This window comes from Binatus sp. (SeqCode) (assembly GCF_035272065.1).
Classification (GTDB): domain Bacteria; phylum Desulfobacterota; class Binatia; order Binatales; family Binataceae; genus Binatus.
The window spans coordinates 1-12,874 of record NZ_DATEQZ010000071.1; the positions used below are offsets into that span (position 1 = coordinate 1).

Consider the following 12,874-nt stretch of genomic DNA (forward strand, 5'->3'; position numbering starts at 1 on the left):
GTGCTGGCACCGTTCGAGCCGTCGCCGCCTGCCAGCTAGCGCATCGAAAAAGTCCTGAAACACAAGCATTTTCCTTTCATTTGACTCTTTAGGTAAATTTGAAAGGAAAAACTCAGCTGCGGATATCGTCATTTCTATCGATATAGACCTGATTATGCTATTATTTCCTCTCAAATCATCATTCCAGAAATTTGAAAGGAAAACGTCTCATTGAAGCCAAAGGAACTCACTGCCCAGCAGCGCAGAATTGCGGTCGATACTGCACAGCTCTACGAACATTCGATCGACCTGCAAGTAGAGCGTCGGACACTTCGCGGCGGACTGTACTGGAAGAAAGTCGCTGACCACGACTACCTCGTGCGTATCACCGACCGCACGGGCGGAAATCGCTCGCTCGGCCCACGCTCGCCGCAGACCGAGCGAGTTTACCGGGAATTTACCGAGACCAAGCGCGACCTCGATGTGCGGATCAAATCAATCAATGAAGAGGTCGCCCGCCAGGCTAAATTTTGCGTCGCTGCGGGAGTGAATCGCGTTCCGCGGCTTGCCGCTGACATCGTAAGATCGCTCGACGCGAGCGGGCTGCTCGGCAGCCATCTGATTATTCTCGGCAGCCATGCGATGTATGCCTACGAAATGGCGGCGGGGGTGCAGCTCAAAGCGGGACTTCTTCAGACTGAGGATCTCGACACTCTCCTGAACACTAAAGCTGAAATCGAACTGGCCGGCTCGATACGGAGTCCAGGACTGCTCGGAATCCTTCAGGACGTGGACGCGACGTTCAAACCGCAGCGCAAGAGATCGTTTCGCGCCGTCAACGCGAAGGGCTTCATGGTCGATTTGATTCGGGCGCCAATCGATTCCGGCGGACTCGCGTTCACCAGCATCGGCAGCGGCCATGATCTTGTCGCGGAACAGTTGCGCGGGCTCGAATGGCTGACTGCGTTGCCGCCGAAGACCCAGATTGTGATCGCCGACAACGGCTTCCCGGTTCGATTCGTGGTACCCGAGCCGCGCGTGTTCGCATTGCACAAGCTGTGGGTCTCGCTGCAGCCGACGCGAGATCCGATCAAGCGCAAACGCGATCTCCGTCAGGCAGAGGCGATCGTGCAACTCGCACTGGACTACTTCAATTTGAGGTTCGACGATCCGGCGGTCAAAGCGCTTCCTTCCGAGCTTACGTCGATGATTCCGGGCCTCGTCGAGCGAATCAACGACCGACGTTCAAACACGCAAAGTGGACAAGCTGCGCTTCCGCCGGGCTTCGAGAGTCGTGAAGATGACTATGACGAGGATTAAATCTCGCGGCGGCATTGTCCGCGACGCGATCGATCCGATAAAATTTTTTGCGCCGCTGCTGAGACTTCACCTGAGACTTTATAAATGAGTGCCAACAAGGATCGCCTCGCTCTGATCGAGCATCTGTCCTCGATTGGCGGCGAGCATTCCGACGATTTGCGCGAGACGCTCGATCGCGTGGCCTTCGCGATCGCGGGCGGGATGGAGGCCGAGGTCTGTTCGCTGTACCTGTTCGATCCGCAGCGCGAACGAATCGTGCTGCGCGCCACGGTCGGGCTCGATCGCGAGTCGGTCGGCAAAGTCTCGATGCGGCTCAGCGAGGGACTGGTCGGACTGGTGCTCGAGCAGGACGAGCCGGTTTACGTACCCGACGCGATCAGCCATCCGCGCTACAAGTATTTTCCCGAGACCGGCGAGGAGCGCTTCCATACTTTTCTCGGCGTGCCGGTTCGCGACGGCCGCAAGAAGCCGCTCGGAGTGCTGGTCGCGCAGACGCTCGAGCGGCGCAAGTTTAACAAGAACGAAATTCGGCTGCTCAGCACCGCGGCCAACCAGGTCGCGCAAATCCTGTCTCATTTCAGGCTGCGCGAATCGCTCGCGACCAAGGAAAAAGAGCGGCTCGAATACAAGCGCCGGATGATCGAGGCCAACCGCCAGCTCAAGGACTACGAAAAAGTCGGCGGCAAGACGCGTCACGCCGCGCCGGCCAAGATTCGCCGCCCGCGCCTGGCGGGGCTGTCCGCGTCGCCCGGATTTGCGCAGGGCAACGCGCACGTCGTCGGCACATTTCTGAGCAGCGTCGATCGCCATCAGAAGTCGCGCGACCCCAAGGTCGAGGCCAAGCGCTTCGAGGAGGCCCTGGCCCGTTCGCTGGCCGAGCTGGCGACGCTGCGGGTGCGGATGGAGCCGATGATGCCCGAGTCAGACCTGAAGATCTTCGACGCCCATCGCATGATTCTCGAAGACGAGGAGTTCGTCGGGCGCATCCGTGACACGATTGCCAACGGCTACACGGCGGAGAGCGCGCTGTTTCGCGTGATCGAGGAACTCAGCACCTCGATGCTGGCGGTCGCGGACAACTACCTGCGTGAGCGCGCGACCGACTTCCGCGACGTTGGCCATCGCGTGCTGCGTCATCTGCGGCAGGAGGAAAAGCGCGCGCCCTTTACCAAGCCGACGATTATCGTCGCCGAGGAGCTTACGCTCTCGCAGTTGACGATGGTCAGCCATGAGAAGCTCGCGGGCATCGCGCTGCAATCCGGCGGGGTCACCTCGCACGCGGCGATCCTGGCGCGCGCGTTCGAAATCCCGACCGTCGTTGGGGTCGAACATCTGATGGAATCGGTCGTCGAGGGCGATCAGCTCGTGCTCGACGGCAACGCCGGCGTCGTCTACGTCAATCCCGGTACCGAGATCGAGCGCGACTACGTGAGCCTGTCGAAGCGCTATGAGGCCTTCAAGAAAGAGCTGATTGAGGAGGGCAACGCGCCCACCGCGACGCGCGACGGCCATCGCGTCCTGATGCTCGCCAACATCGCGCTGCTCGCCGACATCCACCTGGCGCTGCGCTATGGCGCCGAGGGCGTAGGGCTGCTGCGTTCGGAATTCTCGTTCCTGACTTACGAGGATTTTCCCGACGAGACTCAGCAGCTCGCGCTATACAGCAAGATGCTCGAGGCGCTGGGCAAGCGCCCGGTCACGATTCGCACACTCGATATCGGCGCCGACAAGTATCCGCCGTATATGCGGGTGCCGCGCGAGGACAACCCGTTCCTGGGCTGGCGTTCGATTCGCATCTCGCTGGAGATGTCGGGGCTGTTCAAGGTTCAGCTCCGCGCGATTCTCCGCGCCGCCGCCAAGCACAACGTCCGCATCATGTTCCCGATGATTTCGAGCCTCGAGGAATTGCGCCGCGCCAAGGAGCTGCTGGCCGAGTCGCAGGCCGAGCTGTACAAGGAAGGGCTCGAGCACAATCCCAATATCGAAGTCGGAATCATGGTCGAAGTGCCGTCGGCGGTGTGGCTGGCGCCGCGGCTTGCGCGCGAGGTCGATTTTTTCTCGATCGGCACCAACGATCTCATCCAGTATCTGCTCGCCGCCGATCGCAACAATCCCAAGGTTGCGCACCTGTACGAGGCGTTGCATCCCGCCGTCATCTCCGCCATCGGCGAAGTCGTCAACGTTGCGCGCGCGGCCGACAAGGAGGTCTGCCTGTGCGGCGAGATGGCCAGCGATCCGCTGGCGGCGCTCCTACTGGTCGGGATGGGTCTCGACGAACTGAGCCTGAGCCCGCTGTTCATTCCGGTGGTGCGCAAAGTCATTCGGGAGGTCGACTATCAGACCGCCCGGCTGATCGCGCGCGAGACTTTGCAGATGGCCAGCGTGCAGGAAATCAAAGGCTACCTGATCGAGCGCTACCGCGACCTGGGCCTAATCAATCTGGTCGAAATGTACCGCTAGGTACGCTCCGCGCGGATTACCCGGCTAATTCCTCGACTTTGGCGCCATTAACGTGGTTCAATCGAATGGTTGACAACTCCGGTCGGGATTTGTTTACTGATTTCTGACCGACCGGTTAGATACCGTTCGATCTCGCATTCGGATACCTTGGGCAGCGTGGGTTGCGGGGTAGGCTGCAAAGGCAGAGGATCTAGAGGATCTATTCATGGGATTTCTCGTTTTTCTTGGCGCATTCTTCGTTTTCGCGGCTTCTATTCTCTATTGGCTCTTGGGAACCAATCGCTACGGCGGTGACCGGCCGGCTGCGCTCCAGTTGACTGCCCGCGAGGGTGCGACGGCAGATGCCGCCGTCAAGCCTGAGCCTTGCCGCACTATTCGCGTCTATTTCATCAAGCCCTCGCGTTACGACGAGGACGGCTTCGTCCAATATTTCCGCTACGGCGTCCAGCCGAACAACACTTTGACCGTGATGACCGCGCTCAACGAGGCGTTCAACAAGCGCTACGCGGTCGAGCGCAACGTCCGCCTCGAAACGGTAATTTGGGACGAAAACTGCGACGGCATCGTCAGCCCCGAGACAATCAAGGCGATTAAAGAAAAGGCGCGCGAAGATGGCGTCGAGTTGCTGATCGGACTGGCAGGCGTGCAATCGAATCAGTATCCGCGCGGGCGCGACCTCGCGCTGCAGTTCGTCGCGGAAGGCGTCCCCACGATGATGGGCGGCTTCCACGTCAGCGGGTTTCCGGACTCGTGCAAGTTCCTCAACCAATGCGGCGTCACGACTGTAGTTGGCGAGGCTGAGAATATTTGGGGCGATATCGTTGAGGATTTTCTGCGCGGCGGGCTGCGCCTCAGTTATTCGGTCACGCAGGGAATTCGCGCGAAGACCGGCCAGGACGACATCATCGTGCCGCTAATCACCGAGTCGCTGCTGCCGGTACTCGACGATCGTTACCTGACGCGATTTTTCAACGACACGATGACCACGCTCGACACTTCGCGCGGATGCCCGTTCACCTGCTCGTACTGCAGCGTGAAAAACGTGATGGGGCGCACGATGCGCTCGCGCGAGCCGGACGCGGTCGTGAGCTGGGTACGCGACGCATGCCAGCATCACGGTATCGAGTCGCTGTTCCTGGTCGATGACGATTTTTTTCGATCGCCACGATGGGAGGAGATTCTCACAGGCCTCGTCGAGGTGAAGAAGGAGTATCCCAAGCTCTCCTTCATGATGCAGGTGGACGTTGATGCGTCGTGTTACGCGAATGTCGCCGAGGGCGAGACTGAGACGGCCAAGCATCGGCGCAGCAAGCGTTTCACGGAGCTGGCCGCGGCCGCTGGATGCTACCAGGCGTTCGTCGGAATCGAGTCGCTGAATCCCGACAACCTGAACTTTGCGACCAAGTACCAGAACACCGACGACCGCCAGCACAAAGGCAAACTGGAAGCGGTGCGCGCGCATGTGATCGACAAGTATCGGCGCGTCGTCGAGAACTGGCACAAGGTCGGCGTGTCGGTGCACGCGGGCTACATGCTGGGGTTCCCGTTCGACGGTCCCGATTGCGGGCGCGTCGCGGCGGCGACGCTCAAGAAGATCGGTTTCGACATCGTGTCGTTCTTCATCATGACTCCCCTGCCGGGTACCGAAGACCAGGTGCGCTTCACCAAGGAAGGCGCCATCATCGATTGGGACTTCAACCAGCTCGACTCGCAGCACGTCACGCTCAAGCACGACAAGCTGGATAAAGAGAGCTGGCTGGGGGCGTATCGCGACGCTTACAAGGGCTTCTACACGGTCCCCCGCTTCCTGCACACGATGTTCACCGTATGCGCGGGACACGGACTCGGTGCGGAAGCGCGCAAGGGCGTGCTCCGCCAGTTCACGTACTATTTTTTCAGCTATCGCCAGGGACGGCATCCGATGGTCGGCGGGATTTGGCCGATTCGCCGGCGCGACGTCCGCCGCGCGGCCGTCACCGACGACGAGGCGCGTCGCTTTTACCTTGGCGGGAAGCGCTTCGACGCGATATTGCGCGGCGACGGTGGCGAGGGATTCGCCGCGGCTCCGGCGTAAGCCACGAAAAACGAAATTTTACAAACTTACCGAATACCGGCGCGATCCGAATCAGGGTCGCGCCGGTGCGCTTTTTGGGTGCGATCCGGCCCTAGCAGCCGCATCGGCGCGGAACTATCCGCGTCCCGCTTGCGCCAACGCCATCTAAACGGCTAGGCATTCCTCCGGGGAATTCATCATCTATGTTCACGCCGCCCGAACTCGTCATCGCCGCCGTCGTCCTCACCGCAATGATCTTCATTCCAGTTCTACGCCGCTTGCTCGGGCTGATTATCCGCCTTGCGATTTTTTTCGCGGCCGTGGCGGTGGTAGCGGCGGGAGTCACGATGATCCTGAACAACGAAACAATCTTTGAAAGACCCGGTTTCAGCCAGCGCGTAGTCCGTTTCGTCACGATGAACTCCGCGGCCGCCAGCGCGACAGGTTCCGGCTCGGTGACTTGCGTGATGGAAAATCCACCGCCGGCGGCGCCAACTGCGGCCGCTACCGCGCCGCACAAGAAGGCCGCCAAAAGAGAAGGCGCCGCGGGACCTCAGACGACCCGAAACGATGTGTCGAATGCGTCGCCGGCGCCGCTCGACGATGTATTTCCTGAATTGATTCGCCGCGGATACCCGGGAATCTCGCGCGACAAGCTGTTCAAACTCTCACAGGATACTGTCAACTCGCTTGGCGGATGGAGGATCGTCAAGTCCAGTCCGAGCAACTTCACCCTGGATTGCATCTACACGTCGCGCTTCTTCAAATTTGAGGACGACGTGAGGATCACGATGGACCCGTCAGGCGACATCGAAGTGTGCTCGCGCTCCGGGCTGGCGCGCCCCGGCACTACCTCGATCCTGCGCTACTTCCCCGGCGACCTGGGCGCCAACGTCGGGCACATCAAGCAATTCTATGAAGCGCTCGAGCCGAAGATGGACGAGGTCTACAAGGAAGAGCAAGACAAGCAGAACGCCAAGAAGCCCCCGCACTGAAGAGTGCGGGAAGGGCAAATCACGTGATTGAATGTGAAACCCACCGTGGGTTTCACGCTTCCTTGGGCAGGGGTGACCCCCGCACCCAATGACAAGAACGCCACAACCGTCCGTGCGCTGGTAAAAGAGGCTCGCATTGGGAGAATCCGGCGTGTGAGTTCCAGTTCGAGCGCGTCGGCGGGACAACACTCTACACGGAGGAGGAATCATCATGAGTTGGGATTTTGAAACCGAGCCCGAGTTCCAGAAGGAGCTCGACTGGATCGAAAAATTCGTGCGCGAGGAGGTCGAGCCGCTCGAGTTCGTGCTCGACTGCCATCCGTATGACGTGCGCAATCCGAAACGCAACGCGCTGGTGCGGCCGCTGCAGGCCGAGGTCAAGAAGCGCAAGCTGTGGGCCTGCCATCTCGGGCCGGAGCTCGGCGGGCAAGGCTACGGGCAGGTTAAGCTAGGACTCATGAACGAAATTTTGGGACGCGCGACCTATGCGCCGATCGTATTCGGATGCCAGGCGCCTGATTCGGGCTACGCCGAGATTCTCGCGAATTACGGGACGCCTGAGCAGAAGAAAAAATACCTGCAGCCGCTGCTCGACAACGAAATCGTGTCCGCGTTCTCGATGACCGAGCCTCAGGGCGGCGCCGATCCGGATCGTGATGGTTGTGACGGATCCCGACGCGAAGGAATACAACCGCATGTTGATCGTGCCGAAGGAAACTCCCGGCGTGAACATTCTGAAGAACCTCGGTGTTGGCACGCATGAGCGCGGCGGCAGTCACGCGTACATCCGCCACGAAGACGTTCACGTGCCGAAGGATCACATGCTCGGGCCGCGCGGCGGCGCGTTCGTGGTGGCACAGACGCGGCTCGGAGGCGGACGCATACATCATGCGATGCGGACGATCGGGCAGGTGCGCAAGGCATTCGACATGATGTGCGAGCGGGTGCTGTCGCGCACGACGCAGGGATCGCGGCTGGCGGACAAGCAGATGGTGCAGGAGAAGATCGCGGACTCGTGGATGGAGATCGAGCAGTTCAGACTGCTGGTGTTGCGCACCGCGTGGAAGATCGATCGCTACAAGGACTACCTGAAAGTGCGCAAGGATATTGCGGCGGTGAAAGCGCTGATGCCCAAGGTGTTCCACGACGTGGCGGCGCGCGCGCTGCATCTGCACGGATCGCTCGGCGCGACGGGTGAGATGCCGTTCGTCGAGCAGGTGATCCAGAGCTTCCACATGGGACTGGCCGACGGGCCGACCGAGGTCCACAAGACAACGCTCGCGCGGCAGGTGTTGCGCGATTACAAGGCGACCGACGGCTTGTTCCCGACGCAGCAAATTCCAAAGCTGCGCGAGGCGGCGATCAAGAAATACGCGGACAGGATCGAGCTGGAGGTGGCGAATCAGTAAGCGGTAAGAGTTACAGTTCTCGTTTTTTTTCGGCAAGCTGTAAATTCTACAGGTCTCGCGGCGCGGACCGTCTCGAATTCTTCGCCGGTTCGTGCGGGCATGGAAAGTGCTCGTACGATTCCGCGGAGGATGACGGCCATGGCGAAGATGTTTTTCTCCCTGGGATTCTGGATGACGATTCTGCTGTTTATCGGGCTTGGCTACCTGTTCGGCGCGATCGTCCACGGTATATGAAGTTCCGATCGCCGAACGCAACGCCTGCTCAGACCTCTCTTCAGTTGCATTATGAAACCCGACTCGGCTAGAACCGAGGAAGAATTTCATGGATTGCAGTGCAATCGAAAACAGAAGAGAGGAACGACGATGCAGACGATCAAGTTTGACGATATACCGGCGCTCACGGCGAAGATCGGCAAGGAGTTCGGTCCGTGGAGCGAGCCGATTCACGTGACGCAGGAAAAAATCAACCAGTTCGCCGACGTCACCGGCGACCATCAGTGGATTCATATCGATATCGAGCGGTGCAAGAAGGAAAGTCCGTTCGGCGGGCCGGTGGCGCACGGATTTCTGACGCTGAGCCTGCTGCCCGCGTTCAAGAATACCGACGAATACACGATCACGGGATTTCGTAACGTCGTGAATTACGGCGCGAACAAGCTGCGCTTCGTGGCGCCCGTGCCGGCGGGCGCCAGCGTGCATGCGCGCTCGCGCCTGATCGCGGTCGAGCCACGGCCGATGGGCACGATGCTCACGCGCGAGACGGAAATCCAGGTCGTTGGTTCGCAAAAGCCGGCGGTCGTGTACGAAGCTCTGATGCTGTTCGTGAAGTAGGCGGAGATTAGTCGATGGCGTACGAACAGATCATTTACGAGGTCGCGGAAAATATCGCGACGATCACGCTCAATCGGCCGGAGAAGCTCAACGCTTTCACCGGCATCATGATGAACGAGATGATCGACGCGCTCGACAAGGCCGACGCGGACGACAACGTGCGCGCGATAATCGTGACGGGCGCGGGGCGCGCGTTCTGCGCTGGCGCGGACCTGTCAGCGGGTCCGAGGACGTTCGATTCGACGCGCGAGGATCGTGCGGACCGTCGCGCCGCGATCAGGGCCGACGGCACGGTTGATTGGAGCAACGATGCCGTTCGCGACGGCGGCGGGCGGCTGACGCTGCGCATCTTCGAGTGTCTGAAGCCGGTGATCGCGGCGGTCAACGGACCGGCGGTGGGCGTCGGCGTGACGATGCAACTCGCGATGGACGTGCGGCTGGCGTCGGAGAACGCGCGCTTCGGTTTCGTGTTCGCGCGGCGCGGGATCGTGCCGGAAGCTTGCTCGAGCTGGTTCCTGCCGAAGATCGTCGGCATCTCGCAGGCGCTTGAGTGGACCTTCACGGGGCGCGTCTTTGCGGCCGAAGAGGCGCTCGAAGGCGGGCTGGTCAAAAGGATCTACAAACCGGATCAACTCATTCCGGCGGCGCGAGCACTCGCGCGCGAAATCGCCGACAATACATCGCAGGTCGCGGTTGCGCTGATTCGACAGATGTTGTGGAAGATGGCGGGCGCGGATCATCCGATGGAAGCACACAAGGTGGACAGCCGCGGAATTTTCGCGCGCGGCTCTTCGGCGGATGTGAAAGAGGGCGTCGCGTCTTTCCTGGAGAAACGTCCGGCAAAATTTCCCGACAAGGTCTCGAAGGACATGCCGGTGTACTTTCCGTGGTGGCAGGAGCGGAAATACAGCTAGCTGACAACCATGATGACGGTCTCCCTCACGCGGGCGGGGGGCCCTCGGGATATTGCGGGAGATCGTCGGTGATCTCGTGCCAGGGAGCCTTCGAGCCGACGTAGATGTGACAGCTCGTCCGAATCTTGGGGTCGTCGTCGAGCGCGCCCGCCGGAATCAGCACGACGTCGCGAGTCGGCACCGCACGCGGCATCGGACTCCCGCAGATACGGCAGAACGAATTTCCAAATCTTTGCGTGTTCGGCAGCCGATAGGTGATCACGAGATCATCGCCGCGAAGCCATCGGAATGCCCCTGCCGGCACGAACAGGTTGGTGGCGTATGCCGCGCCGCGCGACTTGCGGCATCGCGAGCAATGACAGTTGCGCAGTTCGAGTTGAGCGCTGGCCTCGAAGGCCACGCGGCCGCATAGGCAGCTTCCCCTGGTCATATCGAACACCTCCCGTTCAGGGCTTGCGGCAAATGACAACGCGAACTTCGCCGGCGCGCTCGGCCTTGACGATGGCGCGCTGGTTGTTGAGATCCAGTTCGGCGACGCCGCCGATCACTTCGATCTCGCATCCGCCCGGATACTGAAGGCGCGGAATGAATACCTCGGTTGCGCGGCGCGCGGATGGATCGAACTCGAAAGTGAAATCGAACAAGCCTGTGATGCGATCGAATTTCACTTTCTGCGGAATACCCTGAGTAGCCATTGCGTATGGCCTGACAAAGCCGGCGAGCGCGCGGCCACCGCTGTTGATGTCCGCGGGATTAGTCTGTTGGTCGCGCGAGAAGATACTCAGATCCTCCTGGTTCCAACCGTCGCCAATAGCCAGATCATTGCGATTCGATGCAGTATAATTCCATTGCGTACTATTGATGAGCAGAGTATCCAGTGCATTATACATTAGATCGAGTGCGATGATGTGAGGAGTCCACGGTGTATCGCTGCGATCGCCGGCCTGAAAGGCGCGGTATGCTTCGGCGCCATTTAAATCGAACGGGATTCCGCATTCGCCGACTAGGGTGGGCGCGCCGTCGTTCACTGTCTCAGACATTTTCGCGAGTTTACCAAGCTGACGTTCGTAGCGCTCCTGGATCTGTTCAGCGGCAGTCGCGATTTCGCCGGTCAGGACGTCAAGGCTGAAGTTCGGACTGAACATCTTGGTCGCGAGTGTGGTCACGTCGTACCAATGGCCGGCGTTGACGCTGTTGGGCGGAGTGTCGGGAATCCCGGTCCGAAGAAGCCCGAGAGCGGATCGAGCTCGGCGAACAGGAGCCAGTCGGGATTAATCGCGCGAATATTTTCGGCGACGCTCGCGAAAAATGGTCCCATGTAGTCTTCGACAACGTTGACCTTGCGATCGCCGACGCGCTGGAAAAAGTCGTCGCGAAAAACCTCGAAAGTGCCGTCTTTATTGAGTTTCCACGCGCCCGCCTGCTCGAAGGGATCGGTACGACCTTCGGCCCAGATCGAGATACGGTTGGGATTGATCGTCTGGTCCCGTTTATGGACGGCCGCCTTTGCCGCAGGATCGAAGTCGAGCACTGGTATCGAGCGCGAGATACCATGCGACACCAGCAGGCCGTCGGGCGGCGACCAGGCGAGACCCGGCATCGCACGTTCGGCGTTGGCGTCGCTCGGAGCGAGATGACGATAGCTGAGCGACTGTCCGATCCATCCGGGAGTGGGTTCGTTGAGCGAGTCGAAGCCCATGACGTTGGGCAAGTCGCGAATGCGGCGCGCGATCTCGCGCATCGCGCCTAGGTAGTGCTCGAGCATGTAGTCCTGCACGTTGACGCCGTCGATAGTCAGTCCGGGAGCGAAGTCGCGGCCGGCGAAGAACAGGGTCCACATGATACCGTTGGCGGGACGGCGCGAATTCGCCGACCAGCTCATCGTCGGGTAGCGATCCTCCTGGCGGCCGCCGCGCGCATAGTCATATAGATGTTGCATTACATGTGCGGAGCCCGATTCGGCGATTCGCCGATAGTCAATTCCAACTTTTTCGAATAGCCAGCAGGGCGCGCCGTCGCCGCCGGTCATTCGACTCCATACGTCCTGGTGAAAGTCCACGAATACATAGAAGCCATAGTCACCGGCGAGCCGGCACAACTCGGCGAAGTAGTCGAGGTATGCGACGTCGTAGTCATTCGGGCCGCGATGCTCGACGGCTTCCCACGTAGTCAGCAGGCGCAGGCAGTTGAAGCCCCACGCGCGCAGTCGCGAGAAGTGCTCGCCGGATTCGGCCATGGGAAACGGACGACCGATGAAAGAGACCTCTCGATGGTTGGAAAAGTCAGAGGGAAAATTTGTGCCGCCGTCGGGGTAGGGTACCTTGCAATCGCCGCCCAGGTTGACGCCGCGCAAGATAACGCGGCGCCTGTGTTCGTCGACGAACCATCGTCCTTCGATGTGCAGCCGTGGCAGATTCATGGCGCGAGGTTGACGCAATGTCCGTTCGCCCGTCAAGCTGCGCAATGATATGGCCGTGAGTTGGCAGGAGAGCGAGATAATCGCGGGTCTGTTCGTCGGCGATCTGCAGGACGCGCAGAAATTCGACGGCACGATCATCAGCGTGCTGCCCGACGTGCCCGAGGGTGAACCGCCGCACACTATTCACATGCCGTTCCTTGCGGAAGGGGTCGTGACGCTCGACCGGACGGCCGTGCTGATCGACGAAGAACTCGCGCTGGGGCATCGCGTGCTGGTGCATTGCGAGGAGGGATGCGAGCGCGCGCCGCTGGTGGTGGCGTGGTTCCTGAAGACGAAGCGCGGCAAGACGATTGACGAAGCGTACGCGCTGCTGAAGAGCCGGCGCCCGATTATCGAGGATCGGCGGCGCTGGCTGGGTATCCACAATCGATAGCCACATCTAATGTGTTTGGGGTGAATTGACTATTGTCTGGCGACGGCTCACGCTGGCGGCG

Annotated in this window: 10 protein-coding genes and 1 pseudogene; 8 read left to right on the forward strand and 3 right to left on the reverse strand. The window is 60.4% G+C overall.

Features of this window, described 5'->3' with window-relative positions:
* Positions 1-210 precede the first annotated feature (210 nt).
* The 7 genes and pseudogenes from VJX68_RS13805 to VJX68_RS13840 all read left to right on the forward strand — a co-directional run bounded on the left by VJX68_RS13805 (position 211) and on the right by VJX68_RS13840 (position 9,961).
* The gene (locus VJX68_RS13805; RefSeq protein WP_324096287.1) at positions 211-1,299 is read left to right on the forward strand and encodes a nucleotidyltransferase domain-containing protein; all 1,089 of its coding nucleotides are present in this window, start codon (positions 211-213) and stop codon (positions 1,297-1,299) included.
* Between the two features lie 84 nt (positions 1,300-1,383).
* Positions 1,384-3,759: a phosphoenolpyruvate--protein phosphotransferase gene (ptsP, locus tag VJX68_RS13810; RefSeq protein ID WP_324096288.1), complete on the forward strand. Its 2,376-nt coding sequence runs from the start codon at positions 1,384-1,386 to the stop codon at positions 3,757-3,759.
* Positions 3,760-3,964: 205 nt separating this feature from the next.
* A complete protein-coding gene (locus VJX68_RS13815; RefSeq protein ID WP_324096289.1) occupies positions 3,965-5,833 on the forward strand; it encodes a B12-binding domain-containing radical SAM protein in 1,869 nt (622 codons plus the stop codon).
* A 182-nt stretch (positions 5,834-6,015) separates the two neighbouring features.
* On the forward strand, positions 6,016-6,807 hold the full coding sequence (locus VJX68_RS13820; protein ID WP_324096290.1) for a DUF1499 domain-containing protein: 792 nt from the start codon (positions 6,016-6,018) through the stop codon (positions 6,805-6,807).
* A gap of 211 nt (positions 6,808-7,018) precedes the next feature.
* Positions 7,019-8,216, forward strand: a pseudogene (locus VJX68_RS19155) (acyl-CoA dehydrogenase family protein).
* A 363-nt stretch (positions 8,217-8,579) separates the two neighbouring features.
* Complete coding sequence (locus VJX68_RS13835; protein WP_324096293.1) at positions 8,580-9,047, forward strand: MaoC family dehydratase; 468 nt, start codon at positions 8,580-8,582, stop codon at positions 9,045-9,047.
* Between the two features lie 14 nt (positions 9,048-9,061).
* Positions 9,062-9,961: a crotonase/enoyl-CoA hydratase family protein gene (locus VJX68_RS13840; RefSeq protein WP_324096294.1), complete on the forward strand. Its 900-nt coding sequence runs from the start codon at positions 9,062-9,064 to the stop codon at positions 9,959-9,961.
* Positions 9,962-9,986: 25 nt separating this feature from the next.
* Here VJX68_RS13840 and VJX68_RS13845 read toward each other — a convergent pair whose 3' ends face one another.
* Genes VJX68_RS13845 through VJX68_RS13855 form a run of 3 tightly spaced genes read right to left on the reverse strand, consistent with a single transcriptional unit; the run spans position 9,987 to position 12,380 of the window.
* Complete coding sequence (locus VJX68_RS13845) at positions 9,987-10,391, reverse strand: GFA family protein (protein WP_324096295.1); 405 nt, start codon at positions 10,389-10,391, stop codon at positions 9,987-9,989.
* Between the two features lie 16 nt (positions 10,392-10,407).
* Positions 10,408-11,127, reverse strand: coding sequence for a hypothetical protein (locus VJX68_RS13850; protein ID WP_324096296.1), 720 nt, complete (start codon positions 11,125-11,127; stop codon positions 10,408-10,410).
* Positions 11,124-12,380 (reverse strand): cellulase family glycosylhydrolase, encoded by a 1,257-nt coding sequence (locus VJX68_RS13855; protein WP_324096297.1) that lies wholly within the window; start codon positions 12,378-12,380, stop codon positions 11,124-11,126. Before VJX68_RS13855 ends, VJX68_RS13850 begins: the two co-directional genes overlap by 4 nt.
* A 49-nt stretch (positions 12,381-12,429) precedes the next feature.
* Here VJX68_RS13855 and VJX68_RS13860 point away from each other — a divergent pair, with 49 nt between their 5' ends.
* Positions 12,430-12,813, forward strand: a complete 384-nt coding sequence (locus VJX68_RS13860) for a dual specificity protein phosphatase family protein (RefSeq protein WP_324096298.1) — start codon at positions 12,430-12,432, stop codon at positions 12,811-12,813.
* Positions 12,814-12,874: the final 61 nt, after the last annotated feature.